This is a genomic window from Saccharibacillus brassicae (assembly GCF_006542275.1).
GTDB lineage: Bacteria > Bacillota > Bacilli > Paenibacillales > Paenibacillaceae > Saccharibacillus > Saccharibacillus brassicae.
This window is the reverse complement of sequence record NZ_CP041217.1, coordinates 1,669,445-1,695,018: the sequence shown is the minus strand read 5'-3', so window position 1 is coordinate 1,695,018 and position 25,574 is coordinate 1,669,445. Positions and strand designations below refer to the sequence as shown.

General features: G+C 57.9%; 27 protein-coding genes. 24 read left to right on the top strand and 3 right to left on the bottom strand.

Features of this window, described 5'->3' with window-relative positions; translation table 11 throughout:
• The first annotated feature begins 53 nt into the window (after nt 1–53).
• From FFV09_RS07065 to FFV09_RS07030, 8 genes are all read left to right on the top strand, one after another.
• Nucleotides 54–593, top strand: a complete 540-nt coding sequence (locus FFV09_RS07065) for a hypothetical protein (RefSeq protein ID WP_141447193.1) — start codon at nt 54–56, stop codon at nt 591–593.
• A 454-nt stretch (nt 594–1,047) separates the two neighbouring features.
• Complete coding sequence (locus FFV09_RS07060; protein WP_141447192.1) at nt 1,048–2,202, top strand: PP2C family protein-serine/threonine phosphatase; 1,155 nt, start codon at nt 1,048–1,050, stop codon at nt 2,200–2,202.
• Nucleotides 2,203–5,880, top strand: a complete 3,678-nt coding sequence (locus FFV09_RS07055; RefSeq protein WP_141447191.1) for a response regulator — start codon at nt 2,203–2,205, stop codon at nt 5,878–5,880.
• 62 nt (nt 5,881–5,942) lie between these two features.
• On the top strand, nt 5,943–6,812 hold the full coding sequence (locus FFV09_RS07050; protein WP_141447190.1) for a CheR family methyltransferase: 870 nt from the start codon (nt 5,943–5,945) through the stop codon (nt 6,810–6,812).
• A gap of 18 nt (nt 6,813–6,830) precedes the next feature.
• Nucleotides 6,831–8,489: a response regulator gene (locus tag FFV09_RS07045; RefSeq protein WP_141447189.1), complete on the top strand. Its 1,659-nt coding sequence runs from the start codon at nt 6,831–6,833 to the stop codon at nt 8,487–8,489.
• Between the two features lie 124 nt (nt 8,490–8,613).
• The gene (locus FFV09_RS07040) at nt 8,614–8,952 is read left to right on the top strand and encodes an STAS domain-containing protein (RefSeq protein WP_141447188.1); all 339 of its coding nucleotides are present in this window, start codon (nt 8,614–8,616) and stop codon (nt 8,950–8,952) included.
• An 18-nt stretch (nt 8,953–8,970) separates the two neighbouring features.
• Nucleotides 8,971–9,420: an anti-sigma B factor RsbW gene (gene rsbW, locus FFV09_RS07035; protein WP_141447187.1), complete on the top strand. Its 450-nt coding sequence runs from the start codon at nt 8,971–8,973 to the stop codon at nt 9,418–9,420.
• On the top strand, nt 9,417–10,190 hold the full coding sequence (locus tag FFV09_RS07030) for a sigma-70 family RNA polymerase sigma factor (RefSeq protein ID WP_037291373.1): 774 nt from the start codon (nt 9,417–9,419) through the stop codon (nt 10,188–10,190). The genes rsbW and FFV09_RS07030 overlap by 4 nt, the downstream gene beginning before the upstream one ends.
• An 83-nt stretch (nt 10,191–10,273) precedes the next feature.
• On the opposite strand, the gene FFV09_RS07025 is transcribed toward FFV09_RS07030, so the two are convergent.
• The 3 genes from FFV09_RS07025 to FFV09_RS07015 all read right to left on the bottom strand — a co-directional run bounded on the left by FFV09_RS07025 (nt 10,274) and on the right by FFV09_RS07015 (nt 12,080).
• Entirely contained in the window at nt 10,274–10,693 is a 420-nt protein-coding gene (locus FFV09_RS07025; protein ID WP_246098498.1) for a DUF5665 domain-containing protein, read from the bottom strand.
• Between the two features lie 105 nt (nt 10,694–10,798).
• Entirely contained in the window at nt 10,799–11,458 is a 660-nt protein-coding gene (locus FFV09_RS07020) for a YtxH domain-containing protein (RefSeq protein WP_141447186.1), read from the bottom strand.
• Nucleotides 11,459–11,855: 397 nt separating this feature from the next.
• A complete protein-coding gene (locus FFV09_RS07015; RefSeq protein WP_141447185.1) occupies nt 11,856–12,080 on the bottom strand; it encodes a DUF1128 domain-containing protein in 225 nt (74 codons plus the stop codon).
• A 193-nt stretch (nt 12,081–12,273) separates the two neighbouring features.
• On the opposite strand from FFV09_RS07015, the gene yyaC reads away from it, so the two are divergent.
• From yyaC to FFV09_RS06935, 16 genes are all read left to right on the top strand, one after another.
• Nucleotides 12,274–12,855, top strand: coding sequence for a spore protease YyaC (gene yyaC / locus FFV09_RS07010; protein WP_141447184.1), 582 nt, complete (start codon nt 12,274–12,276; stop codon nt 12,853–12,855).
• Nucleotides 12,856–12,900: 45 nt separating this feature from the next.
• On the top strand, nt 12,901–13,686 hold the full coding sequence (locus FFV09_RS07005) for an alpha/beta fold hydrolase (protein ID WP_141447183.1): 786 nt from the start codon (nt 12,901–12,903) through the stop codon (nt 13,684–13,686).
• 33 nt (nt 13,687–13,719) lie between these two features.
• Nucleotides 13,720–14,376 carry a DUF6483 family protein gene (locus FFV09_RS07000; RefSeq protein WP_141447182.1) on the top strand — a complete coding sequence of 219 codons (657 nt, stop codon included), beginning with the start codon at nt 13,720–13,722 and terminating at the stop codon, nt 14,374–14,376.
• Between the two features lie 83 nt (nt 14,377–14,459).
• Nucleotides 14,460–15,638, top strand: a complete 1,179-nt coding sequence (locus tag FFV09_RS06995) for a class I SAM-dependent methyltransferase (protein ID WP_141447181.1) — start codon at nt 14,460–14,462, stop codon at nt 15,636–15,638.
• Nucleotides 15,639–15,715: 77 nt separating this feature from the next.
• Nucleotides 15,716–16,330, top strand: a complete 615-nt coding sequence (gene uptA, locus FFV09_RS06990; protein ID WP_141447180.1) for an undecaprenyl phosphate transporter UptA — start codon at nt 15,716–15,718, stop codon at nt 16,328–16,330.
• A gap of 95 nt (nt 16,331–16,425) precedes the next feature.
• Nucleotides 16,426–16,995 (top strand): thioredoxin family protein, encoded by a 570-nt coding sequence (locus FFV09_RS06985; RefSeq protein ID WP_141447179.1) that lies wholly within the window; start codon nt 16,426–16,428, stop codon nt 16,993–16,995.
• A 1-nt stretch (nt 16,996) separates the two neighbouring features.
• Nucleotides 16,997–17,629: an MBL fold metallo-hydrolase gene (locus tag FFV09_RS06980; protein ID WP_141447178.1), complete on the top strand. Its 633-nt coding sequence runs from the start codon at nt 16,997–16,999 to the stop codon at nt 17,627–17,629.
• Nucleotides 17,630–17,905: 276 nt separating this feature from the next.
• Nucleotides 17,906–18,160: a hypothetical protein gene (locus FFV09_RS06975; RefSeq protein ID WP_141447177.1), complete on the top strand. Its 255-nt coding sequence runs from the start codon at nt 17,906–17,908 to the stop codon at nt 18,158–18,160.
• Between the two features lie 220 nt (nt 18,161–18,380).
• Nucleotides 18,381–18,773 (top strand): ATPase, encoded by a 393-nt coding sequence (locus FFV09_RS06970; RefSeq protein ID WP_141447176.1) that lies wholly within the window; start codon nt 18,381–18,383, stop codon nt 18,771–18,773.
• A gap of 186 nt (nt 18,774–18,959) precedes the next feature.
• Nucleotides 18,960–19,247: an Asp-tRNA(Asn)/Glu-tRNA(Gln) amidotransferase subunit GatC gene (gene gatC, locus FFV09_RS06965; RefSeq protein WP_141447175.1), complete on the top strand. Its 288-nt coding sequence runs from the start codon at nt 18,960–18,962 to the stop codon at nt 19,245–19,247.
• 45 nt (nt 19,248–19,292) lie between these two features.
• Complete coding sequence (gatA, locus tag FFV09_RS06960; protein ID WP_141447174.1) at nt 19,293–20,750, top strand: Asp-tRNA(Asn)/Glu-tRNA(Gln) amidotransferase subunit GatA; 1,458 nt, start codon at nt 19,293–19,295, stop codon at nt 20,748–20,750.
• A 31-nt stretch (nt 20,751–20,781) separates the two neighbouring features.
• On the top strand, nt 20,782–22,218 hold the full coding sequence (gene gatB / locus FFV09_RS06955; RefSeq protein ID WP_141447173.1) for an Asp-tRNA(Asn)/Glu-tRNA(Gln) amidotransferase subunit GatB: 1,437 nt from the start codon (nt 20,782–20,784) through the stop codon (nt 22,216–22,218).
• 140 nt (nt 22,219–22,358) lie between these two features.
• Nucleotides 22,359–22,844 (top strand): GNAT family N-acetyltransferase, encoded by a 486-nt coding sequence (locus FFV09_RS06950; RefSeq protein WP_141447172.1) that lies wholly within the window; start codon nt 22,359–22,361, stop codon nt 22,842–22,844.
• A gap of 37 nt (nt 22,845–22,881) precedes the next feature.
• Nucleotides 22,882–23,595 carry an MgtC/SapB family protein gene (locus FFV09_RS06945; protein ID WP_141447171.1) on the top strand — a complete coding sequence of 238 codons (714 nt, stop codon included), beginning with the start codon at nt 22,882–22,884 and terminating at the stop codon, nt 23,593–23,595.
• A 28-nt stretch (nt 23,596–23,623) separates the two neighbouring features.
• Nucleotides 23,624–24,244 carry a hypothetical protein gene (locus FFV09_RS06940; protein ID WP_212635460.1) on the top strand — a complete coding sequence of 207 codons (621 nt, stop codon included), beginning with the start codon at nt 23,624–23,626 and terminating at the stop codon, nt 24,242–24,244.
• Entirely contained in the window at nt 24,241–25,503 is a 1,263-nt protein-coding gene (locus FFV09_RS06935) for a DUF4097 family beta strand repeat-containing protein (protein ID WP_141447170.1), read from the top strand. Before FFV09_RS06940 ends, FFV09_RS06935 begins: the two co-directional genes overlap by 4 nt.
• The last annotated feature ends 71 nt before the right edge of the window (nt 25,504–25,574 follow it).

Here is a 25,574-nt window from a genome sequence, read left to right as displayed (position 1 = left end):
GGGGGACGGCGGGACTTCTGAAGGCCCTGACGCGACACGAGAGGATGAGGACCATGTTTACAATCATGATGCTGCTGACCGGAATGTTATCTTCCTTTTCGACGCAGGATTCTGCTCCTTCCCATACTTCGGCTGCCCTAGATCCGCCTGCGATTCAGCAGGCGGGTTATTTTTTATCCGATCGGGCTGCTGCGGGCGCGAAAGTGTATCCCGCGCGTTCCGGATTCGAGAGCCTGAACGGACTGACGCTTCGGGACCGGATCGAAGACGCGGAACGTCTGCACGGTCCGGCTTCCCGGCAGGTGCCGGCTTATATGGGCGGAGAAGAACGCCGCTACGGCGAGGCGAATGTCGGCTTGTACGAAGGCTGGATCTACTATGTGTCCGTGCCAGGCGACGCCGGAAGCTTTACGTTGAACGGACAGAAGCTGCCGATGGACGCGGACCGGATTCGCGCGTCTCTCGGAACGCCGGACTTCGAAGCCGAAGACGGGTTCGGGTATGCGCATGACGGCCAGGCGATCAAAATCTTCGTCGAAGCGTCTACCGGAACGGTGCGCAGCGTGGATCTGTTCGACGATACGCCGGTGTGAAAGAGCCGAATTGCAAAAAAAACATTTTTAACTGTTTCATTCTCGTTTGAAGTGGGTAAAATATAATTTGTGCTTGTAATAACAAGCACCTTGCAAAGGAGCGTGCACAAATGGATGCTGCCGATGCCAAAGCATACGCCAAGATCGCGGAGAACGGCCTGTAGGCTGTCGAGACGATCCGGGAACTTCGGATGACACTCGAATTGGGCAAAGTTCTGGTCGTCGCATTGACGCCCATGCTGTAAGCGTCCTGCTGCGTAACAACGTTTATTTGCCGCCCGGGGGCGGATTCGAAGTATAGATAAGGAATGGGACTTTGCTGCCCATTCCTTATCTATGTTTATGGGATCTTTTACAAGAAGTAGATAATAAGGTTGATGCAGGATGTAACGTCAGATATTCGCTGAAAATAGAGGGTTATAATGCGCAAGCGCATAAACAGAGGGAGAGGATTATGAAGATTCTAGTTGTCGACGACAATCCCACCAACGTCATTATCATTCGCGAAATTTTGAAAAAAGAAGATTACCGCAATATCGAGATCGCGGCTTCGGCCCGGGAAATGTTCGCCATTCTCGGCGTACCCGATCTCGACCCGCAGGTCAAACCGAAAAATTCGGATATTGACCTTATTTTGCTGGATATGATGATGCCGGAGATGGACGGGATCGAAGCGTGCCGGATCGTGCAGACGTACGAACATCTGCGCGATATTCCGATCATCATGGTCACGGCCGTAGGCGATTCCAAAAAGCTGGCGGAAGCGCTCGACGCGGGAGCCGGCGACTACGTGACCAAACCGATCAACAAAGTCGAACTGATGGCCCGCATTCGCCTCGCGCTGCGGCTCAAGCAGGAGAAAGACTGGCATACCGAGCGCGATCAGCGTATCCAGGACGAACTAAAGCTGGCCGCGCTCGTGCAGAACGCAGTGCTGAGCCTTCCGGTCAACGACCGCAATATCCAGATCGATGCGCTGTACAAGCCTTCGTTCGAGCTGGCCGGCGATCTGTACGCCTGGTATCCGCTCGGCGACGGACGCTACGGCATCATCCTGCTGGACATGATGGGACACGGCATTTCTTCCTCGCTTTTCTGCATGTTCATCGCGTCCGTCCTCAAAGATACCGTCATTACGTACGTCGATCCGGAGAAAGTCATTCAGGAACTCAACCGCCGCTTCAACCAGCTGCATATCGAGAACCAGCTGATCCAGTATTATTTCACGGCGATCTACATGGTCGTCGATACGCGCTTCAAGCGGATTGACTATGTCAATGCGGGGCATCCGCCGGGACTGCTGTTCCGCGGCAGCGGCGAAGTAGTCAAGCTTGAGCGCACGTCGCATCCGGTCGGCCTGTTCGACCGCATCGACGCCGAGCCGCAGACCGTATCCTACGACGGCGAGAGCCATTTGGTCCTGTACACCGACGGTCTGCTGGAAGCGGTCGACGGCGAGCAGGAAGATCAGCTGAATTTCCTCGTCAATCATCTTCGCGAAGGCCATTCGTTCGAAAAAGAGCGGATGGAAGAAGTGTTTTTCGAAGGGGAAGCGGCGGACGACAAATGTCTGGTTTGGATTTCTTTGAAAGAAGGAGCGGCTGAATAGATGAAAATAAAGACCAAATTGGTCGTCGGTTTTACGGCGCTTTTGATCATTATGCTGTCGCTGTCGCTGGTCAGCTACGATCGAATGAGCTACATGAACGACCAGATCGACCGGGTGTACCAGGAACGTTACATGAAAGTCCGGTACAGCAGCGGCATGCGGGGCGAAGTCAACGGCATCGCCACCGAGCTGGCCAACCAGCTGCTTGGCGGACAAGCCGCCGACTTGTCGGCGAGCCGCGTGCTGATCGAGAACGCCAAAGGCCGCGCCCAGACGTTCTGGGATTCGATCACTTCGGAAAAAGGCTCCGCCGAAGAGCGCCGGCTCGTGCAGAACGTTGGCACGAGCTGGGAGAACTTCTCCAGCTACGAAGCGAATCTCATGCAGCTGCTTGAGAACGGCGATACGCAGCAGGCCCAGACGTACCGGGATACGACGGGCATCGAGCTTCAGCGGGCGGCGCTTGGCGCGCTGAACGAGCTGGCCAGCTACCAGGATCTGCAGGTCGAAGCGGAAGTGGCCAGCGTCAAGGAAGCTTATGCGCGTTCGACGCAGATCACGACGGCGTTTCTCGTCGTCGGCCTGCTGCTCGGGCTCGGCATCATGCTATGGATCATTCCGAGCGTAACGCGCGGACTGAACACCGTATCGATGATGATCTCAAGCTTCGGCAAAGGCAAGCTGAAAGCGATCCGCCGCATCAAGGTCAAGTCCAAAGACGAGATCGGCAGCGTCGCTACCGTGTTCCAGCAGATGGCGCAGGACATCGAAGAGAAGCAGCGCCTGGAGCGGGAATACATGGAAGCGCAGAACGACCAGGCCTGGATCAACTCCAACATGGCCCGGATCACCGACGTGCTCAAAGGGATCATGTCGCTGGAAAAAGTGTCGCAGACGTTCGTCAGCGAATTCACCCCGATCCTCGGAGCCGAATACGGCGCGCTGTATTTGGCCGGCACGGACAACCCGAACGAACTGAAGCGCTACGGTTCCTACGCTTTCTCCAGCGAGCCGCGGGCGAAATCTTCGTTCGCGATCGGCGAAGGGCTGCTCGGCCAGAGCGCGGCCGACCGCCGGACCATCCTGCTGGACGAACCGCCCCAGCAGTATATCGAAATCGGTTCGGCGCTCGGGGAGAGCGCTTCGACCCAAATTCTGATCCATCCGATCGTCGCGGAAGAAGAGCTGATCGGCGTGTTCGAAATCGCGTCCCTGACGCCGTTCAACCCGCTGCAGCTTCAGCTGCTCGATCAGCTGCTCGCCAATCTCGGCGTCATCTTGAACAATATCAACGGACGGCTGCGCGTGGAAGAACTGCTGCGCGAGTCGCAGGCGCTCACCGAAGAATTGCAGTGCCAGTCCGAAGAACTGCAGACCCAGCAGGAAGAACTCAAGCGCTCGAACGAGAACCTGGAATCGCAGGCCGAAGCGCTGCGGCGCTCGGAAGACCTGCTGCAGCGTCAGCAGGAAGAACTGGAGCATTTCAACACCGAGCTGATCGCGAAGACGCGTGCGCTCGAAGAGCAGGTACACGAGACCGAAGAGAAGAATCGGGAAGTGGAACTGGCGCGCGTCCAGCTGGAACGCCAGACGATGCAGCTCGCCGTGTCGAGCAAATACAAATCCGAGTTCCTCGCGAACATGTCGCACGAACTGCGGACGCCGCTGAACAGCCTGCTCATCTTGTCGCAGCTGCTGGCGGAGAACAAAGACGGCAACCTCGCGCCGAAGCAGGTGGAATACGCGCAGACGATCTACATGTCCGGCGCGGACCTGCTGAAGATGATCGACGAGATTCTCGATTTGTCCAAAGTCGACGCCGGCAAAATGGAACTCAACCGCGAACCGGTGCCGATCGAAGAGATCAAGGCATTCGTCACGAACAACTTCGGGGCCGTCGCCGAGAAGAAAGGCATCGAGCTGAACGTGGAAGCAAGCGACGCCGAACTGCCGACCGCGCTGCTGACCGACGGGCATCGCCTTAATCAGGTGCTGCGCAACCTGCTGTCCAACGCGTTCAAGTTCACTTCCGACGGTTCGGTCACGTTCCGGATTCGCCAGGCGGACCCCGAACATCTGCCGGACTATCTGGAGAAAAAGCGCAAATTTATCGAGTTCTCCGTTATCGACACCGGCATCGGCATTCCGCAGGACAAGACGGACATCGTCTTCGAAGCGTTCCAGCAGGTCGACGGAACGACCAGCCGCAAGTACGGCGGAACCGGGCTCGGGCTCTCGATCAGCCGCGAGCTTGCCAAGCTGCTCGGCGGCGCGATCGAGCTTGAGAGCGAAGAAGGCCAGGGCAGCCGATTCAGTCTGTATATTCCGAAGCTGAGCGCCTATGCTTCCGGCGAAGACGCCGACGCGCGGGAAGAAGCTTCGGCGCAGTCCCGCTCCGAAGAAAGGACATCGGCCCGTTCGGCCAAGCCGGCGGCCGTCGCCCCGATCGAACCGAAGCCGAAGCAGGCGGATATCGAAGACGACCGGGAAGGGCTCGCCCCGCACGACAAAGTGCTGCTGATCATCGAAGACGATCCGAAGTTCGCCGTCATTTTGCGCGACATGGCGCGGAGCTACGGCTACAAGGCGATCGTCGAAGTGCAAGGCGACACCGGGCTCCAGACGGCAAGAAGCCGGATGCCGGACGCGATCATCCTCGATATCCAGCTGCCGGTCATCGACGGCTGGACGATTCTGAGCGAGCTGAAGAGCAGCTCGGAGACGCGCCATATTCCGGTGCACGTCGTGTCGATGGTCGATGACGTCAAGCAGGGCTTGATGATGGGCGCGATCGCGTACCTCAAAAAGCCGGCCGACAAAGACGGGCTGGAACGCGCGTTTTCCTACATCGGTTCGTATGCGGACAAGAGCCTCAAGCATCTGCTGATCGTCGAAGACGACGAGACGCAGCGCAACGCGATTATCGAGCTGATCGGCCACGACGACGTGGCGATCAAGGCGGTCGGCACCGGCTCGCAGGCGCTCGAAGAACTGCAGCGGCATCATTACGACTGCATGGTGCTCGATCTCATGCTGTCCGACATGACCGGCTTCGAGATGCTGGACCGGATTCGCGAAGACGACCGGCTGCGCGACCTGCCGATCATTATCTACACCGGCAAAGACCTCGATTCCAAAGAAGAAACCAAGCTGCGCCAATACGCGGAATCGATTATCGTCAAAGACGTCAAATCGCCGGAACGCCTGCTCGACGAGACGACGCTGTTCCTGCATCGCGTCGAAGCGGACCTTCCGGAAGACAAACGCAAAATTTTGCAAAAGCTGCACAACAAGGAGACGCTGTTCGAAGGCAAGAAGATTTTGCTCGTCGACGACGACGTCCGCAACGTGTTCGCGCTTTCGAGCGTGCTCGAAGGCTACCGCATGGACGTGACTTTTGCCGAGAACGGGCGCGAAGCGATCGAGACGCTGGAAGAACGCACCGATTTCGACCTGATCTTGATGGATATGATGATGCCGGAGATGGACGGGTACGAAGCGATGCGCCTGATCCGGCAGATGCCGGGCTTCGAGCGGATTCCGATCATCGCGCTCACGGCGAAAGCGATGAAGGAAGACCGCAGCAAATGTATCGAAGCCGGCGCGTCCGATTACGTCAAAAAGCCGATCCAGACGGAACAGCTTCTTTCCCTGATGCGCGTCTGGTTGTATTCGTAAGAGGAGAATTTGGGTAATAGACAAGGAATAACGACGATTTTGCACATATCGGGGCTGAATTCATGACATTTAACGATTTTAAGGCATTGTCTTTATCGGAAAAAGAACCCGACCTGACGGAAAGAGAAACGATCGAAGCGGATCTGCTGCTCGAAGGCGTGCACCGGATGTACGGATACGATTTCCGGAACTATGCCCGCCCTTCCTTGCTGCGCCGCATTTGGCATCATGCCCATTCGGAGAACCTGTCGACCATTTCGCAGCTTCAGGACAAAGTGCTGCACGACCGTTCGTGCTTCGAGCGAATGGTGCAGAACCTGTCTATTCCCGTGACCGAAATGTTTCGCGATCCCGAACTGTTCCGTACGTTCCGGCGTGAAGTGGTTCCGATCCTGAGAACCTATCCGTATATCCGTATCTGGCATGCGGGCTGCTCCACCGGCGAAGAAGTATACTCGATGGCGATCCTGCTGCACGAAGAAGGACTGTACGACAAAGCCCGCATCTATGCGACGGACATGAACGACCGTTCGCTGCAGCAGGCGAAGGAAGGCATTTACGGAATCGACAAGATGAAGCTGTACACCAAAAACTATTTGGAAGCCGGAGGCACGCAATCTTTTTCCGACTATTACACCGCCAAATACAATTCGGTTATGCTGCAGCCGTTTCTGCGCAAGAACATCATTTTTGCCGAGCATAACCTGGCGACGGACCGCTCGTTCAACGAGTTCAACGTCATTTTTTGCCGCAACGTCATGATCTATTTCAACGATACGCTCCGGGATCAGGTGCATGGACTGTTTTACGAGAGTCTCAGCCGTTTCGGCATGCTCGTACTCGGGTCCAAAGAGTCCATTCACTTTACCCGCTTCAGCGATTGTTACGAACCGCTGGATCGGGTCGAGAAGATCTATCGGAAGATTAAATAGAAAGAGTAGGGGGATTCCATGGGGGTTCAAGAGCCGATTCACATCCTGTTGGTCGACGACCGTCCGGAAAACTTGCTCGCTTTGGAAGCCGTGCTGGGCAGTGAGCGTTATACGTTGATCAAAGCGACTTCGGGCGAAGAAGCGCTGCGCTGCCTGCTCAAAGACGAGTTCGCGGTTATCGTCCTCGATGTCCAAATGCCGGGCATGGACGGAATCGAGACCGCGAAGCTGGTCAAGGCCAGAGAGAAGACCAAGGATATTCCGATCATCTTCATATCCGCCAACAGCAAAGAATCCGAGCATCTGTTTGCCGGATATTCCGCGGGCGCGATCGATTATATGGTCAAACCGTTTATCCCCCAGATTTTGAAGTCCAAAATCGAGGGGTTCGTCAGCATGTATTTGGCCAACAAGCGCCTCAAAGATCAGAGTATGCTGCTGCACCAGAAAACGCAGGAGCTGGAAAAGATCAATGAGGAGCTGGTCAAGGCCAAGGAAGCGGCCGAGATCGCGGTCAAAGCCAAAACGGAGTTTCTGGCCATGATGAGCCACGAGATCCGCACGCCGATGAATGGGGTAATCGGCATGATCGACCTGCTGATGGAAACGGAATTGAAGCCGGAACAAAAAGAATATACGGAAATCATTCGCGGAAGCGCGGATGCGCTCGTGACGGTCATCAACGACATCTTGGACTTTACCAAAATGGAATCCGGCAAAATGGAACTCGAAGAGCATCCGTTCGAATTGAAAACGTGCATCGGCGAAGTTTTCAATCTCTTTACGATGGAGACGGCGCGCAAAAATCTGGAAATGGTGTACTTTACCGAAGATTCAGTGCCGGAACTGCTGTACGGAGACATGGCGCGGCTGCGTCAGGTGCTGATCAACCTGGTCGCCAACGCCGTGAAGTTTACCGATCGCGGCGGCATCTACCTCGTCGTCTCGACGCGCGGCGAACAAGACGGCCGTCTGACGCTGGAGTTCGCGGTCAAAGATACCGGTATCGGTATCTCGCCGGACAAGATCAACCGGCTGTTCCAGCCGTTCTCCCAGCTCGACTCTTCGATGACGCGCAAATACGGCGGCACCGGCCTCGGCCTTGCGATCTGCAAAACGCTCGTTGAAATGATGGGCGGCGAGATCCGGGTCGAAGCGATGGAAGAAGGCGGAGCCACTTTCGTGTTCACGATCCAGGTGCAAAGTTTCCAACCGGAAGATCCCGGTCCTTTTCGCGGCGAACCGTTGACGGTGCCGCGCGACAAAACCGGCATGCCGGCTTCGGTGCTGATCGTGGACGACCATCCGGTCAACCGGAAGCTGATGACGAGCATGCTGCAGAAGATGGACATCTCTTCGGACACTGCGGAAGACGGCGAGCAGGCGCTTCGCATGTTGGCGAGACGCCCTTACGATTACGTATTCATGGATTTGCAGATGCCGGTCATGGACGGGCTGGAAGCGACCCGCAAGATCCGGACGCTTTTCGCGGGCGATCGCGGACCGGTCGTCGTCGCGATGACGGCCAACGTCATGAACGATATCCAGCAGCGCTGCAGCGAAGCGGGCATGGACGATTATATCAGCAAGCCGGTCAAAATGGCAGGGATCAAACAGGTCCTTTTGCGTCATCGATCGGGGTACGGCGGGTTCGCCATAAAAAAAGCGGCACATTGAATGTAAAACCTGATTTTTTGCAACTTTTGGTATCGAAGTCGTGGTAAGCTAAGGGTACGCCGGGTTTCAATTGCTTGGTTTATGTTTAATAAGTTTAGAAAACATTTTTTTAGGGAGAATGTCTATGACCACAAATAAAAGCGATAAGTTTAATGCAAGAACGGTTCTGGAAGAAGGCAAAAGCGTTGTTTACTTGAGCGGAGAGCTCGATTTGTCCGTAGCACCGGATTTTCGCCTCGTGATGGAGCCGCTTGTAGGGGACTCCGATGTCGATCTGGTAATCAATCTCAAAGATTTGAAGTACATCGACAGTACGGGAATTGGCATTTTGCTGTCTATTTTGAAAGCCCGGCATTCCGCCAACGCTTCGTTCAGCGTAGCAGAAGTGCCGACACAAATTCAAAAATTGTTTGATATGACAGGCATTGCCAAATTTTTTGAACCCCAAGGGAATTCCCAATAGGAAAGGATCGAACAACGCATGAAAGCAGATCAAACCGTTACCCTCAACTTACCGGCTACCGCCGACTACGTGGATATTGTACGGCTGAACCTGTACGGCATCGCGTCCAAGATGGGCTTTTCCTATGAAGACATCGAAGATATGAAGGTTGCTGTATCCGAAGCTTGCAATAACTCGGTTCTATACGCTTACGGACAGGAAGGAGGATTGGTTGAAGTCATCTTCGGAGTCAACGGAGAAGAACTCACCATCACCGTCAAGGACGAAGGCGTAAGTTTCTCGCTCCCGCAGGAGAAGTCCGATGCTTCCACCCTGCACGACAAAGAACTGCATGACGTAGAAATCGGCGGGCTCGGTTTCTATCTGATGCAAGCTCTGATGGACGACGTTAGCGTTGCCAGCGAGAGCGGAAAAGGAACGCAGGTCATCTTGACCAAGCGTCTCACCAGGAGTGAGGAGAAAGTATGAACGATAAAGTGACCCCGCCTGAATCCATGTCGGAAGCGGTATCCTTGATCTGGGAATATCAACAGACCAAGGATAACGAAATCGCCACGGTGCTCATCAAAAAGTACGAGCCGATGGTCAAGATGGCCGCAGGCAAGATTGCCAGAAACCGGCCCGATCTTTATGAAGACTTGTATCAGGTTGGTCAAATGGCGTTAATCCGCCTGCTTCAACAGTACGATATCCAATTGGGAATTCCTTTTGAGCCCTATGCGATGAAGAGCATGATCGGGCATATGAAGAACTTTTTGCGCGATAAATCCTGGTACATTCAAGTGCCAAGAAGAATCAAGGAAAAAGGAGCGCTTGTCCAACAAGCGATCGACGAACTGACCGTTCGGTTGGAGCGTTCTCCCGATGTCAAGGAAATCGCGCAGTATCTGGACCTCAGCGTAGAAGAAACGGTCGAAGTGCTGGCCGGGCGCGAATGTTACCATTACGTGTCCCTGGATTCTCCCCTGTCCCAGGAAGAGAGTGCGGCGACGCTCGGCGAGCTGATCAGTTCGGACGTGAACGATTACGATACGGTCGAACGGCGCATGGACCTTCAGCAGGCGTTGAGCCAACTGAAGGAACAGGAGCAGAAAGTGCTGCTGCTGGCCTTCCAGGAAGGACAATCGCAGCGGGCGATCGCTCAGAAGCTGGGTGTGTCCCAGATGAGCGTATCCCGGATTCAGAAGCGAGCGACCGAGAAACTCAAACAGATCATGTCCAATTCTTCTTCGTTATGATGAATATCGATATAAATAGCCAGGCCGTCTTGCTTGCTTACGCAGAGACAGCCTGGCTATTTTGTCGATTCCTTTGATCGGGATCAGGCTCCGCCGTTTCGGCCCTGCTGAATCAGGCTGCCCATATAGTCGAAGAAATCGCTGACGTAAGGAACGCCCAGGCTGGCCATAACGGAAGCGATCCAGGTCAGCAGCGCGATGACGACCACGGTACCGACAGACAGGCCCAGACCTCGGGCAACGCCGGCCGTGAAGTTGGAGATAATGCGCCGTTTCCAATCGGTATAGTTCTCGACGAGATCTTTGAAATCGCCTTTTCGCAAAGCGATCGAAATATCTTCCAGCTGTTTGTTCAATCGGGTCACTTCGTGACGAAGCTCGAACGGGTGATCTTTGGACAGATCCTGGGGACGAAGCGTTCCGTCTTGGGTGCGCTCATTCTGCTCGATCGTTCCGCTGGCGAATCGATCGCCCGGATTCGGTCGGGTCTCTGTGGGTGCCATGGTTGAATACCCCGCTTTCGGTCAAGTTGTTGGAGCTGGGAAGCTGGAGAATGTCGATAAAAAAAGCCGGCTGATTCCAGCCGGCTTTTAAGCGTGCATCAGGGATTAAAGAACCGGTTTGCCGTTTGTCGAGTTGCCGGAGTTCGAGTTACCGGAGTTCGAATTGCCGGAAGTCGAGCTGCCCAGGTTCGGGGTACCCGGAGTCGAGCTGCCGGAGTTCGATCCGCCCGTATTGGAAGACTTGATTTCTTTTTTGGCTTCTTCGACTTTTTCGGCCGTTTCTTTCATGGCTTCCTTGTCCGCTTTGGCGGCTTCGTCCGCTACGTCGGCAGAAGCCGATTTGACCGCGTCGCCTACGTCTGCGGAAGCGTCCTTCACGACTTCGGCTACGTCAGCGCTGTTCTTGCGTACCGATTGAACGACGTTCGACGTTTTTTCGGATACGGATTGAGCCAGCGTCGTTGCTTTGTCGCTCACGACGGTAGCAGCCGTTTTGGCTTTGTCGCCTACGAGAGTAGCCGCGCTTGTCGCTTTGTCGCCGACTACCGTAGCGGTGTCTTTGACTTTGAGGCCGATGGTGCTGGCCGCGCCTTTGGTCTTGTCGGTAGCTACGCCGACTTTGTCGGAGATGTCGCTGCGCAGATCGCGACCCGGTTTCGGTGCGAAGAGCAGGGCTGCCGCGGCACCGATCAATCCGCCGATCAGTACGCCTTTATAGAAGGTAGAACCGCTTTGCAATGGGTATTCTCTTTCTGCTTCGTTCATCATCAATCACTCCTTAAGTGTAGTCGGAGGCCGTAAGGCCGTAACCGAATTGGGATGCTGCCGTTTAAACTGGCTTGCGTGTGGATCTGTACGGTGCTCGAATCTGTTAAGCTGCGCGTCTGAACGTTCGGGCAAGCAGCTCCGGCATTCGGCTCGCTTCCGTTACCGGCATTCCGCTGCCGACGCCTCGTTCAGCTTGCTGCGCCGCTGCTCTTAATTGCTATATAAACGCTGCTTTTCCCGCTGAAACAGGCAAGCGGCGTATCGCGGCGCAAACGCGGGCGTTCGTGTCAGGTCCGGGAAACGCAAAAACCCGGCTTTCGGCTCGGAAAAGAGCACAAAAGGCCGGGATTGGCATAAGGTGTAGGTTCTGGGGAGAGGTTCGGCGATTTCGCGCTTATTTCCGGCGTAAACGACCCAATTCGGACGCAATCGCTTCCACTTCGGAAATACTGAGCGTAGGCTTGCTCATGACGACTTCATAGACGTCTTGAATGTCTTCGTACTGCTCGATCGAAAACGAGGAAGACTGCATTGCCGCTCCGGAAGCCATGCGAAGCTTGGTCTTGATGCCTTCGATCATGTATTCGACGTTTTCTTGCGTTTTGTTGGACAAATCCATGCGTAATCTCCTTCCGTCATCCTTTTCCGTCGGTAGACCCGACGGCTCATGTTCCCCCATTGTAGCACGATCCCAAGACGGACTCACCTTTTTTTGCAGAACACCGGTCAAGTGGGTTAAAATCGTAAGGAATGCGGCGCGCGCGTCGCGGACGCGCGTACAGCTTAACCGTTATGAAGAGGGGAACGAAAAAGTGAGCATAAGCGAATCGGTATGGGCCCGAACGGACGGCGGCAGGCGCGAAGACCGCTTCGCGGGGATCGGGCCGCTGTTTGCGGAACTGGCGGATCGGCATCGCCCGGAAGAACTGTTGTTTTTGTGCATCGGCACGGACCGCTCCAGCGGGGACGCGTTCGGCCCCTTGGTCGGAACCCGGCTGAGAGCGGCCGGCTTTCCGCATGTCGTCGGAACGCTTGAGGAGCCGTGCGACGCGACCAATCTGGGCACGATCGCCGCTTCGCTGCCGCCCGAACTTACCGTCGTGGCCGTCGATGCCTGCCTGGGCAAGCCCGGTTCGGTCGGTACTTTTCTGGCGCTGCGCGGGCCGCTCGTTCCGGCCGCTTCCATGAAAGGGTCTTTTGCCCCCGTCGGCGCCTACAGCATTGCGGCAGTCGTCAATATGAACGGGCCGAAGCCTTACCAGACGCTGCAAACGTCTTCGCTGCGCCTCGTGCTGGATATGGCCGACCGGGCCGCGGCCGCGGCGGAAGCGGCGTTCGGGTTGGGGCCCGGCGATGTCGTTCGGCGTTCCGAAGATGTTCACGAGCGTTCGTAAGAGCTTCATCGGACGCGCGTCTATCCTACGAAAGAAGGTGCCAACATGCAAAGACGGCAATCGCAACAACTTCCGATTCGATACGTGGATCGCGGAACGGGACCGGTCGTGGTCCTGCTGCACGGCTTCGTCGGCAGCGCCGATTATTGGGAGCGGATCGTTCCGCTGCTGGAGAGGCATTTCCGCTGCATCGTGCCGGACCTGCTCGGACACGGCTTGTCGGACGCGCCGGACGGCCCGTATACGATCGAGCAGATGGCCGACGGCGTCCTGCAGCTGCTGGACGAATTGAACATCGACCGCGTCGTGCTGCTCGGACACTCGATGGGCGGTTATACGGCGCTGTCGTTCGCGGAACGTTATCCCGAGCGTCTGTCCGCTTTCGGGCTGATCCATTCCATGGCGCTGCCCGACGACGCAGCCGGCCGCGAGAAGCGCACGGCCGTAGCCGAGCGGGTACGCCGCGAAGGGGTCGGGCCGTTCGCGGAGCAGTCCGCGCCGAACTGGTTCGCGCCAGAGAACGCGAAGTCGATGCACGCGGAACTGGAACGCGTGATCGGGATCGGGCGCGAGACGAAGCCCGAAGGCGCCGCCGGCGCCGCGCTGGCGATGCGCGAGCGGCCGGACCGCACCGGCGTCATTCGCGATTCGAAGCTGCCTGTGCTGCTTGTGGCCGGCAGCGAAGACGGCATCGCGCCGCCGGACAAAGCTTTTGCCGCCGAGAACGGGCGGACGACCCGCCATATTATCGAAGGCGTCGGCCATATGAGCCTGTTCGAAGCGCCGCAGGAGCTGGCCCGCCATATCGCTTCGTTCGTCGAGCGCCTATAACGGCCAAGCAGGGAAGAGAAGAGGGAAAAGGGCATGCTGAGAAAAGATTATTTGACGCGCATGATCGAAGAGATGACGGAAGCCGTCGGTTCCATGCTCGGCCTGCGCCGCGAACAGAAAAACGAACAGGCTCTGGAGAAGCTGGACGGCCTGCTGAAGCGCAATTTCCGCATGAGCGAGCAGATGCTGCGTTCGCTCCCGCCCGAAGAACTGATCACGCTGTTCCGGCAGCGGGGCGGCGTCGACGCGGAGAGCCTCCAGCTTGTGGCGCGCATGCTGCAGGAGAACGGGGAGATCCGCGAGAATATGGGCGAAGCAGGCGAAGCGGCGGCGGTGCGGATCAAAGCGCTGCATCTGTATCTATACGCGGCGCTGAACGGCGGCAGCCGGGAGTTGGTCGATTACCCGCAGCGGATCGCCGAGCTGACGGAGCGGCTTGAGCGCTACCGGCTGCCGGCCGACGCGGAGCGGCTGACGCTGCTGTACGAAGAAAGCGAAGGGCGCTACGTACAGGCCGAAGATGCGATGTACCGGATGCTGAACGCAAGTCCCGAAGGCGACCCGGACGCGCTCGAAGAAGGCCGGATGTTCTATGCGCGCCTCGCGCAGCTTGACGAAGCGGCTTTGCGGGCCGGCGGATTGACGCGCGAAGAACTGCAGGAAGGCATCGAAGCGCTGCAGGGCGAATAGGCCGACCGGATTCGATCCGGCCGGCCTTGCGCCCTGCGGCGAAAACATACGCAGGACCCAACCCGAGAGGATGAGAGTGACCCATGCAAACGATCGAGGAAATGCTGGAATCCGTGCTGCCGGAAGGGCGGCTCGTATCGGCGACGATCAGCCAGCCCCGGCGCAAAGACAGCGAAAGTTTCGGCAAAGTCGCGATCAAGCCTCTTTTGCTCAAAAACGATCTGCATTACCAATTCGCTTACCATTACGACAAAAAGGTGACGCACGATAACATAACGCCGGAAGACGCCAAATCGAAAATCGCCGATCTGCTGGAGAACGACATGCGCCAGGGGCTGTTCAATACGCTTGCGGCCGATTACCAGGTGCTGGTCAGCAAAAAAGGCAAAACGGCAATTCTTCAAAAGCCGCCGACCAAAAAACAGGCGCCGGATCTGGCACACAATCGCAAAAAGACCTACGTGCTGGAAGAAGGCGAGCCGGTTCCGTTTCTGGTGGAACTGGGCGTCATGAACGACAAAGGCCGCGTGCTGGCCGCCAAATACGACAAGTTCCGCCAGATCAACCGTTTCCTCGAAATGGTGCGGGATATCCTGCCGTCGCTGCCCAAAGGCCGCAAACTGACGATCGTCGATTTCGGCTGCGGCAAATCGTATTTGACGTTTGCGCTTTATCATTATTTGGCCGTGCAGGAAGGGTTCGAACTGAACGTCGTCGGCCTCGATCTCAAAGCGGACGTTATCGAACACTGCGAATCACTGGCCCGGACGCTCCGGTACGAAGGACTGCATTTCCGCATCGGCGATATCGCCGACTACGACGAATTCGACGCGGTCGACATGGTCATCACGCTGCACGCCTGCGATACGGCAACCGATGCCGCGCTGGAAAAAGCGGTACGCTGGGGCGCTTCGGCGATTCTCTCGGTTCCGTGCTGCCAGCATGAGCTGTTCGCGCAGGTACAAAGCGACGTGCTGGAGCCGATGCTGTCGCACGGCATTCTCAAAGAGCGCTTCTCCGCGCTTGCCACCGACGCGATCCGGGCGAAGCTGCTCGATCTGGTCGGCTACAAGACGCAGCTGCTCGAATTCATCGATTTGGAACATACGCCGAAAAACATCCTGATCCGCGCGGTCAAAGCGGACGTGGCGGATACGGAGGCATCCTGGCGCGAATACGAAGCGTTCCGAAACTTTCTCGGAGCGGCTCCGTATTTGGAAAAGGCGCTGCAGGACCGTCTGCCGGCTCCGTCGGGCGCCTGAGCATTCCAGCGAACAAGACAAAGACAGTCTGAAGAAAAGCCTACACAGAAAAGCATGCAGCGAAAAGAGGGAAAACATTGGGTTTCATTTCGGATATCGTGGCGCAGTTGTTTGCGTGGATTCAAGGTTTGGGTTATTTCGGCATCATGTTCGGCTTGATGGTCGAAGTCATTCCGAGCGAAATCGTGCTGGCTTACGGCGGTTTTCTCGTGTACTCGGGCGAGATCAATTTCTGGGGCGCGGTGCTGTTCGGCACGATCGGCGGCGTCTTGGCGCAGCTGTTCATTTATTGGATCAGCCGCTACGGCGGACGTCCGGTGCTGAACAAGTTCGGTAAATATATTTTCATCAAGGAATCGCATATCGACCACGCCGAAAAATGGTTCAAAAAGTACGGAGCCGGCGTTATTTTCAGCGGTCGGTTTATTCCGGTCGTCCGCCACGCGATTTCCATTCCGGCCGGATTGGCCAAAATGCCGACGTGGCGCTTTACGTGGCTGACGACGCTCGCCGTTATTCCGTGGTCGATCCTGTTCGTCTTCCTCGGCTACCAGCTCGGCGGCCAATGGGAACGAATCGACGAAAAAGCGGCTCCGTACGTCGTTCCGATCATCTTGGGCGCGGTGTTCCTGCTGCTCGTGTATTTGGTCGTAAAAGCCTGGTTGACGCGGCGCAAAAAATCGAACGCTTAACAGGCTGCGATACAACGCTCGGATCAAATGCTCGGGCAAGCCGCTCTGATATCTTCGTTCCAACATTCCATTTCAACAAGAAAAGAGGGACTCCCATGCAAAAATCCAACCTGAAATCCCGATTCGGCACCGGCTTGAGCCCGCAGGGCTTTATCGATTCGATGCAGCAAAACAAAGAAACGTTCGAGAGCGGCTACCGGGACTTCGCATGGAAAAAAGAAGACGACCGCGCTTTCTTCGAAGACATGCGCGCCCGCGAAGATCTGCGAGTCGTGATTCTGGCGGCCGATTGGTGCGGCGACGTCGTGCGCAACGTGCCGGTCGTGTTCCGGGTGCTCGAAACGGCCGAGATTCCGGTCGACGTGCTGATTCTGGAACAAAACTTCGACCTGATGGACGAATATTTGACGATGGGCGGCCGTTCCGTTCCCGTCGTGATTTTCGCGAACGCGGAAGGCGAAGTGTTGGCCCAGTGGGGGCCGCGTCCGGAAAAGGTCCAGGAGCTGATGCGCAAATTCAAAGCCGAAAATCCGGACCGCGAAGCGGCGGACTATGCGGACAACATGAAGGTCGTGCGGGCGCAGATGATGGAACGTTACGGCGAAGGCACGTCGATTCACGAAGTGATCGTGCACGAACTGCGCACGCTTCTGTCGGGGGTGTAACATGCTGAGAGTCGAAACGTTCAATCTCGGGCCGCTCCAGACCAATGCCTATCTGCTGCGGGGCGAAGACGATCTCAAAGCGGTCGTGATCGATCCCGGCATGAATCCCGCCGCGCTGATGCGCCGGGTCGAACATCTGCACGTCGAAGCGATCCTGCTGACGCATGCGCATTTCGACCATATCGGCGGCGTCGAAGAACTGCGCCGGGCCAAAGGCTGTCCGGTCTACCTGCACGACCTCGAAGCCGACTGGCTGACCGATGCCAAGCATAACGGTTCCGCGATGTGGTCGGAACTGGGCGGTCCCGTCGTGACCGAGCCGGCCGAGTTCGCGCTGGCCCAGGGCCAGACGCTGAACCTGATCGGCCATGACTTCAAAGTGCTGCATACGCCGGGACATTCGCCGGGCAGCGTAAGCTTCCTGTGCGGCAAAGATTTGTTCGCCGGCGACGTGCTGTTCCGCGAAGGCGTCGGCCGCACCGATCTGTACGGCGGCCGCCAGCGGGACCTCGAAGACTCGATCCGGTTGAAGCTGTACAAGCTGCCGGACGAGACGGTCGTCTATCCGGGTCACGGCCCGCGGACCAAAATCGGCCACGAGAAGATCAACAACCCGTTCGTACCCGCTTTGTAAGCCCGGGTATTCGCGATGGAAAAAGCTGGACAAGGCAGAAGGCCGAGAGTAAGATACAGCTATCGAAAAGTCATTCGAACCTAATGTGTAAGGGCGCCTGCAGGGCGGGTAGCGCGATCGAAGCCGCCCGCCTCTGCCGTACGTCCCATGCCTGCGAAGCACGCAAGCCGAGAATTCATTCTCGGTTTGCGTGCTTTTTTGTGTGTCGGGCCAAGCCGCGCTTGTACAGGCAATCCAATAGCCACACAGCGATAAATCGGGAAAGGCGTGAAGATTATGGATGAAACAAACCGCAGCAATCCGCAAACAGGCGAGGAGTCGGCAGAGGGACCGTCCGCCGCCGAATCGCTCCTGCCGAAGGAGCCGACGGAGCGGCCGGAAATTCGGGAAACGCAGGCGGAATACGGGCCCGACCGCGCCGAAGTGTGCGTGCGAACATGGGAATCGGCCAAATGGCGGGGCGGCCGGGTCGCGCAGCCCTGGCACGACCGACTGGTGCGGCTTCGCGGCGGCCAAGATCCGCGCGTCTAGCCGTTTTCGGGCCTGGACCTGCACCTGCCGGAACATTAAAGCGACAATTTCGTATAAAACCGAGATTTAACGGGCTCGCGGCGTGGACAGCAAAACTTTTTTTTAGTACGATATAAGCTAAGCATTTGCAATTACATTCATTTTCATAAGAAGCGGACCATACAGAGGGTAACGCCCGGATCAACCGGGCTTTGTACATGACGACCGAGGGGGACAAACCATGCTTCATCTGGGAGAAAAAATCGTGATCGTCGCGGATGTGTTTGAGCAGAACCTTCCTATGGGGGAACACGGCTATTTGATTGCCTACGACCGTAATCCGGATAACGCTTTCGATTACATCGTGCGGATTCCGCAGGCCAACCGCAACTTTTTCGTAACCGAAAAAGATATCGAGCCGGAAGAAAACGTCATGCGCTTCGAAGCCGAACAAGTCGAACGCGCCGCGCTGATCGATTATGCGCTGGCGACCCACAACGAGAAACTGTTTTACCAGGTCATGAACGGCGGCCGGGAAGAAGACCTGCGCGAGTCCGACGACGTCGAAGCATCGGCCGAGCCGATGTCCGAAGCGGAATTTATCAAACGAATCAATTTACGGGCATGGATCTAAAGCCGGCGGCTGCCGGTTTTTTTCTTTATACGGGCGCTGCGGAGAAGACGGCGCGCCGTTTGCGGGCTCTGTTCGGCGAGCGCGCAACCTGCGCGATCCTCTGGATTTTTGCGGGTTGCTCACCTATAATGGGGGACGTTGGGGAGTTTCGGCACTTTAACCCTTTAAACGACAGGAGAACATACGATGAAAATTACGGTGGAACAGGTCGAGCACGTAGCCAAGCTGGCCCGGCTGAACGTAAGCGACGCTGAAAAAGAAAAGTTCGCGGAGCAGCTCAGCGCCATTTTGCAGTATGCGGAGAAGTTGGACGAACTGGATACGGAAGGCGTGGAGCCGACGACCCACGTGCTGCCGCTGCACAGCGTGATGCGCAGCGACGAGGTCCGCGAGAGCCTGCCGATCGAGCAGGTGCTGCGCAACGCGCCCGAAGACGAAGACGGCCAGTTCCTCGTACCGGCGGTACTGGACTGAGGCGGCAGAAAGCGATTAGTTAACGATCAACGCGGAGGTGCGATAGTGACATTGTTCGATTTGGGACTTCGGGAGATTCAGAACCGGCTGCATGCCGGTGAACTGTCCGTGACCGAACTGGTCAAGGATTCCCTGCAAACAGTCGGGGAGCGTGACGGGCAAGTAAAAGCATTTTTGACAGTGGACGAAGAAGGCGCGCTGGCTTCGGCGGCCAAGCTTGACGAGAAAAAGGCGGCGGGCGAAGCACGCGGCCTGCTGTTCGGCCTGCCTGCGGGCATCAAGGACAACATCGTGACGGAAGGGCTGCGCACGACCTGCGCGAGCCAGTTCCTGCGCAATTTCGATCCGGTCTATGATGCGACCGTCGTGCGGAAGCTGCGCGCGGCGGACAGCGTCACGATCGGCAAGCTCAACATGGACGAGTTCGCGATGGGCGGCTCGAACGAGAATTCGAGCTTCGCCCCGGTACGCAACCCGTGGAACCTCGATCGCGTTCCCGGCGGTTCGAGCGGGGGCTCGGCCGCCGCGGTCGCGGCCGGCGAAGTGTATTTCTCGCTCGGTTCCGATACCGGCGGTTCGATCCGGCAGCCGGCTTCGTACTGCGGCGTAGTCGGGCTGAAGCCGACGTACGGCCTCGTCTCGCGCTTCGGCCTCGTGGCGTTCGCGTCTTCGCTTGACCAGATCGGCCCGGTTACCCGGACCGTGGAAGACTCCGCCTACGTGCTGCAGGCGATCGCCGGTCACGACGACCGCGATTCGACTTCGGCGAACGTCGAAGTGCCGGACTACGTGTCCGCTTTGACGGGCGACGTCAAGGGACTGCGCATCGCCGTACCGACAGAGTATATGGGCGAAGGCGTCGATCCGAAAGTCAAAGAATCGGTTATGGCGGCGATCCGCAAGCTTGAATCGCTCGGCGCGACCTGGGAAGAAGTGTCGCTGCCGCATACGGAATATGCGCTGGCCGCTTATTACCTGCTGTCGTCTTCCGAAGCTTCGTCCAACCTGGCTCGCTTCGACGGCGTACGTTACGGCGTGCGCGCCGAAAATCCGGACAATCTGCTCGATCTCTACCTGAAATCGAGAAGCGAAGGCTTCGGCGACGAAGTGAAGCGGCGGATCATGCTCGGCACTTACGCGCTCAGCTCCGGCTATTACGACGCCTACTATTTGAAGGCACAAAAAGTCCGCACGCTGATCAAGCAGGACTTCGACCGGGTATTCGAGAAGTTCGACGTCATCGTGGGGCCGACGGCGCCGACGACGGCGTTCGCGATCGGCTCGCAGACGGACGATCCGCTGACGATGTACCTGAACGATATTCTGACGATTCCCGTCAGCCTTGCGGGCGTGCCGGCAATCAGCATTCCGTGCGGATTCGAAGACGACCTGCCGGTCGGCCTGCAGATCATCGGCAAGCCGTTCGACGAACAGACCGTGCTGCGCGTCTCGCATGCGTTCGAGCAGCATACCGATCATCACAAACGCCGCCCGCAGATTTAATCCGCGCGCGTAAGAGGAGGAACTGCCTGACATGTCCACCGTACAATACGAAACGGTCATCGGACTCGAAGTGCACGTCGAACTGCACACGAAGACCAAAATCTTCTGCGGCTGCTCGACCGAGTTCGGCGCCCCGCCCAATACCCATACCTGCCCGGTCTGCCTCGGGCATCCCGGCGTCCTGCCGGTCCTGAACCGCCAGGCGGTCGAGTACGCCGTCAAGGCGGCGACGGCTTTGAACTGCCGGATCGCCGACGTCAGCCATTTCGACCGCAAAAACTATTTTTATCCCGATTCGCCCAAAGCCTACCAGATCTCGCAGGCGGCCCGCCCGATCGGCGAACACGGCTGGATCGATATCGAAGTCGGCGGCAAGACGAAGCGGATCGGCATTACCCGGCTGCATCTGGAAGAAGATGCCGGCAAGCTGACGCATACGGGCGCTTTCGGCTCGCTGGTCGATTTCAACCGCGTCGGCACGCCGCTCGTCGAGATCGTCTCCGAGCCGGAGATTTCTTCGCCGGAAGAAGCCCGCGCTTATCTGGAGAAGATGCGCGCCATTATGCAGTACTGCGAAGTGTCGGACGTGAAGATGGAAGAAGGCTCGCTGCGCTGCGACGCCAACATCAGCATTCGGCCGCAGGGCCAGGAGCAGCTCGGCACGCGTGCCGAATTGAAGAACATGAACTCGTTCCGCGGCGTGCAGCGCGGTCTGGAATACGAAGAGATTCGCCAGGCCGGCATTCTGGACGAAGGCGGCGCCGTCGTGCAGGAGACCCGCCGCTGGGATGAAGCCAAAGGGCTGACGCTCTCCATGCGCGGCAAGGAAGAAGCGCACGATTACCGCTACTTCCCGGACCCGGATCTCGTGTCCGTCGAGATCGGCGCCGACTGGAAAGAGCAGATCCGCGCCAGCATTCCGGAACTGCCGGACGCGCGCCGTGCCCGTTACAGCGCCGATTACGGCCTGCCGGCGTACGATGCCCAGGTCATCACGGCTTCGAAGCCGCTGGCGGACCTGTTCGAACAGAGTCTGGAGCATACGCAGGATGCCAAATCCGTCTCCAACTGGATCATGGGCGAACTGCTCGGCCACCTCAATACGAGCGGGCTGGAACTGAACGCCGTTCCGCTGACCGGACAAGGCCTCGGCGAACTGGTCGGCCTGATCGAGAAAGGCACGGTCAGCAGCAAAATCGCCAAGACCGTATTCAAGGAAATGCTGCAAAGCGGCAAGCGTCCGCAGCAGATCGTCGAAGAACAGGGCCTCGTCCAGATCAGCGACGAAGGCGCGATCCAGGCGATCGTCACGGAAGTGGTCGCCGCCAACCCGCAGTCGGTCGAAGATTACCGGGCCGGCAAAGACAAAGCGATCGGCTTCCTGGTCGGTCAGGTCATGAAGCAGAGCAAAGGCAAAGCCAATCCGGGCCTCGTCAACAAGCTGCTTATGGAACTGCTGAAAAGCTGATCCCGTCGCGGCGTACAGGCTCTATAGAAGGCGCGTTCGCCTCGCGAACGCGCCTTTCCTTATGCGGCAGACGCCGAAGAACGTAACCGAACGACGAAAATTCGGTTAAAGGATAGAGAGAAGCGAGGAGGAATGACGCGATGACCGACACCATTCAAAAGATCGATATGCGGGACGAACGAAGAGTCGAAGAGCTGCTGAGTCTGCAGACGACGGCTTATCGCCTCGAAGCGAAGCTGATCGGCTTCGACGAGATCCCGCCGCTTGCCGATACGCTGGAGACGCTCAAGCAAAGCAGCGATACGTTCTACGGTTACCTGACCGGCTCCGGGCTGTTGGCCGGAGCGGTCGCCGTCGAGGAAGAACGGCCGGACGAGCTGACGCTGACCCGGATGATGGTGCATCCGGACTTTTTCCGCCGGGGCATCGCGACCCGGCTGATCGAGCACGTCTTCGCCCTGTATCCGGATTATTCGGCTTATATCGTCTCGACCGGCTCAAGCAACGAACCCGCCATGCGATTGTACCGACGTTTCGGCTTCGCCCCTTTTCGGCGCGAATCGATCGCTCCCGGCGTCGAATTGAGCACCATGAGGCTGCGCAACGCGGCCCGACCTACCTACTGACCGTTATCTTTTCGGCATAAAAAGGAGCAGGAAGCCCATGACCAACCCCTGGATGATCGACAATACCCATATCTTGCTGCGCCTCGTATGCGCCGTGCTGCTCGGCGGGCTCATCGGCTGGGAACGCGAACGTTCGAGCCATGCGGCCGGTCTGCGCACGCATATTCTCGTCTCGGTCGGTTCCGCGCTGATCATGCTGCTGTCGATGTACGGCTTCGTCGCTTTCGTCAAAGAGCCCAGCGTCCGGGTCGATCCGGCGCGCCTGGCGACCGCCGTTATTTCCGGCATCGGCTTTCTCGGAGCCGGCACGATCCTGTTCACCGGCAAATCGATTACCGGCTTGACGACCGCCGCCTCGCTGTGGGTCGTCGCGGCGATCGGACTGGCTGTCGGAGCCGGGTTTTATTTTGCCGCGATCCTCACGACGCTGTTCGTTTTCCTGACGCTGCTTCTGCTTAACGTCGTCGAGCAGCGCTATATTCGCGGCCATCATACGCATGTTGTCACCGTAAGGGGAAGGACAGGCAGCGGATTGTTGGAGAAAGTGTCCGGTTTCATGAAAGAGCGCGAAGTGCGCATTCGCAAAATGGAAGTTCACGTCAAAGACGAAGGTACGCCGTCCGTACCGGGCCAGACGTCTTCCGCGGCCGAGATCACGATGCATCTGACGTCGGAGAAACAGATGGACCCGGCGGAAATGACCCATCAGCTGCTGCGAATGGAAGGCGTCTATTCCGTGGCGATCGAGTAGGCCCGGCAGAAGAGAGGAGATCCGGAACATGGCCAAGAAACGCAAGACCCAGCGGCAGAAGCGGACCGTGATCGCCTGCTTGCTGTCCGCGCTCGTTCCCGGAACGGGACATCTGTACCTGGGATTGATTCAAAAAGGCATTTCTTTCATGCTGACGATTCTGCTCGTCATCGAAGCGCTGCTTTATTTTTCGTCGACGGGCATCCAAATAAACGTTCCGCTGCTCATTTTGCTCGGCTTGACGATCCCGGTCATCTACTTCTACAGCGTGTACGACGTGCTGCAGGCGACCGACCGGGTCAACGAACGGCGCCGCGCCGCGGAAAGTGATATGTACAACTGGCGCAAAAGTATGACGTTCGGTCTGCTGCTGCTTGGCGAAGGCGCGCTGCTGCTCGTGCTGCACGGTAGGCCGATCTGGTTCCGGCAGCTGATCGAGCAGTACGGCCGGGAGACGGCCGCCGTGGCTCTGGTGGCGCTTGGCGTGATCTTCGCCGCTGTGCAGGCCGCCGGCGTGCGCCGGGCCGCCAGGCAGTCGCGCGCGGCCGTTCCCGCCGCACCGCAGCCGGACGTTGAACCGGACGTTGAACCGGACGTTGAGGCGGAAGTTCCGCCGGAAGCGGCCGGTCAAAAGGAGGGAACGCCATGAATCCCAAGATTCGGATCGGGCGCTGGACCGCGTCGCTCGTGCTCGTCGCCGTCGGGCTGCTGCTGCTGAGCGACGAACTGCGCGGGCGCGAAGACATGCTGCTGCTCGTGCGCTGGTGGCCGGCGGTGTTCATCCTGTGGGGCGTTGAGTATATCGTCATGCTGCTGCTGTTTCGCAGGAAGCGCGGCAGCGGCCGGCGCTTCCGGGTCGATTTTGCCGGCGTGCTGATCGCTTCCGTGCTCAGCGCGTCCGTCTTTATCGTCACCCAGCAAAATCATTATTTGCATTTGTGGAACCGGGTCAGCCTCGATCTGACCAGTTCCGCGATCGAATTCAGCGAAGCCGAAGGCAACAAGTTCGCCAAGCCTTCCATCGACGTGCCGGCGGCGCTGGAGATGACCGGTCTGTCCGTCGAAGGCATCAACGGGGACATTACGGTCCGCCGCGGCTTCGCCGACCGGATCCGGATTCGTACCAGCGTCTGGGTCGATCAGGCCGAACCCGAAGAAGCCAAGAAGATCGCCGAGAAAACGGGCATCCGCGTCGACGAAGGCAAGACGCTGTCCGTGACGACCGAATCGCAGCCGTACGGCTCGCTGGGCCGGCGCCAGCCGCGCGTCGACCTGGAGATTCTGCTGCCGTCGCAGCGCAGCTTCGATATCGATATCCGCACGAACGGCGGCTCCGTGACGCTCAACGGCGTGCAGGCGATCCGCTCGATCTCCGTGCAGACCGGCGGCGGCAATCTCGATTTCGCCAACCTGGGCGGCAACGTCGTCGCATCCACCTCAAGAGGCGCGGTGCGTATCGATACGGTCGCCGGCAGCGTGCAGGCCGAGACGCAGCAGGGCGATATCGAGAGTTCGAACGTCGCCGGCTCGCTCAAGCTCACGACGATTCTGGGCAATATTACCGCCAACGGTACGATCGGCGATATCGCCGTCGATACGCGTAACGGAAGCATCGACGTGGGCGGCGTCAATTTCGGCCTGTCCGCGCAGACGCTGAACGGCAACATCGCCGTCCGCTCCCGGTTCGTCCGCGGCGACTGGTCGGTCTACAGCGCCGTCGGCCGGATCGATCTGACGCTGCCGGCTTTCGGCAGCTACCGAATGGACGGCTCGAACGGGTACGGCGATATTCGCAGCGAGCTGCCGTTCGCGATCAAGGACCGGACGCTGACCGGCACGTACGGCGAAGGCGAATTTACCGTCCGCGCGGACGGCAACGGAGACCTCAACATTTACCGTTCCGAGTGAACGCGCGCACCGGGGGCGTTTTCGCACGTTGACAAAAAATATTCACAAACCTTACAATGGAGAGTAATCAA

What these genes read in the sequence shown, in the direction of transcription:
- FFV09_RS07055 (WP_141447191.1), top strand. Translation starts at nt 2,203, where the DNA reads ATGAAAATAAAGACCAAATTGGTCGTCGGTTTTACGGCGCTTTTGATC.
- FFV09_RS07040 (WP_141447188.1), top strand. Translation starts at nt 8,614, where the DNA reads ATGACCACAAATAAAAGCGATAAGTTTAATGCAAGAACGGTTCTGGAA.
- FFV09_RS06945 (WP_141447171.1), top strand. Translation starts at nt 22,882, where the DNA reads ATGACCAACCCCTGGATGATCGACAATACCCATATCTTGCTGCGCCTC.
- FFV09_RS07025 (WP_246098498.1), bottom strand. Translation starts at nt 10,693, where the DNA reads ATGGCACCCACAGAGACCCGACCGAATCCGGGCGATCGATTCGCCAGC.
- gatB (WP_141447173.1), top strand. Translation starts at nt 20,782, where the DNA reads ATGTCCACCGTACAATACGAAACGGTCATCGGACTCGAAGTGCACGTC.
- FFV09_RS06995 (WP_141447181.1), top strand. Translation starts at nt 14,460, where the DNA reads ATGCAAACGATCGAGGAAATGCTGGAATCCGTGCTGCCGGAAGGGCGG.
- FFV09_RS06985 (WP_141447179.1), top strand. Translation starts at nt 16,426, where the DNA reads ATGCAAAAATCCAACCTGAAATCCCGATTCGGCACCGGCTTGAGCCCG.
- FFV09_RS07045 (WP_141447189.1), top strand. Translation starts at nt 6,831, where the DNA reads ATGGGGGTTCAAGAGCCGATTCACATCCTGTTGGTCGACGACCGTCCG.
- rsbW (WP_141447187.1), top strand. Translation starts at nt 8,971, where the DNA reads ATGAAAGCAGATCAAACCGTTACCCTCAACTTACCGGCTACCGCCGAC.
- FFV09_RS06935 (WP_141447170.1), top strand. Translation starts at nt 24,241, where the DNA reads ATGAATCCCAAGATTCGGATCGGGCGCTGGACCGCGTCGCTCGTGCTC.
- FFV09_RS06940 (WP_212635460.1), top strand. Translation starts at nt 23,624, where the DNA reads ATGGCCAAGAAACGCAAGACCCAGCGGCAGAAGCGGACCGTGATCGCC.
- FFV09_RS07015 (WP_141447185.1), bottom strand. Translation starts at nt 12,080, where the DNA reads ATGGATTTGTCCAACAAAACGCAAGAAAACGTCGAATACATGATCGAA.
- FFV09_RS07020 (WP_141447186.1), bottom strand. Translation starts at nt 11,458, where the DNA reads ATGAACGAAGCAGAAAGAGAATACCCATTGCAAAGCGGTTCTACCTTC.
- FFV09_RS07065 (WP_141447193.1), top strand. Translation starts at nt 54, where the DNA reads ATGTTTACAATCATGATGCTGCTGACCGGAATGTTATCTTCCTTTTCG.
- FFV09_RS07060 (WP_141447192.1), top strand. Translation starts at nt 1,048, where the DNA reads ATGAAGATTCTAGTTGTCGACGACAATCCCACCAACGTCATTATCATT.
- FFV09_RS06950 (WP_141447172.1), top strand. Translation starts at nt 22,359, where the DNA reads ATGACCGACACCATTCAAAAGATCGATATGCGGGACGAACGAAGAGTC.
- FFV09_RS07000 (WP_141447182.1), top strand. Translation starts at nt 13,720, where the DNA reads ATGCTGAGAAAAGATTATTTGACGCGCATGATCGAAGAGATGACGGAA.
- gatC (WP_141447175.1), top strand. Translation starts at nt 18,960, where the DNA reads ATGAAAATTACGGTGGAACAGGTCGAGCACGTAGCCAAGCTGGCCCGG.
- FFV09_RS07030 (WP_037291373.1), top strand. Translation starts at nt 9,417, where the DNA reads ATGAACGATAAAGTGACCCCGCCTGAATCCATGTCGGAAGCGGTATCC.
- FFV09_RS07005 (WP_141447183.1), top strand. Translation starts at nt 12,901, where the DNA reads ATGCAAAGACGGCAATCGCAACAACTTCCGATTCGATACGTGGATCGC.
- FFV09_RS06980 (WP_141447178.1), top strand. Translation starts at nt 16,997, where the DNA reads ATGCTGAGAGTCGAAACGTTCAATCTCGGGCCGCTCCAGACCAATGCC.
- FFV09_RS06975 (WP_141447177.1), top strand. Translation starts at nt 17,906, where the DNA reads ATGGATGAAACAAACCGCAGCAATCCGCAAACAGGCGAGGAGTCGGCA.
- FFV09_RS06970 (WP_141447176.1), top strand. Translation starts at nt 18,381, where the DNA reads ATGCTTCATCTGGGAGAAAAAATCGTGATCGTCGCGGATGTGTTTGAG.
- FFV09_RS07050 (WP_141447190.1), top strand. Translation starts at nt 5,943, where the DNA reads ATGACATTTAACGATTTTAAGGCATTGTCTTTATCGGAAAAAGAACCC.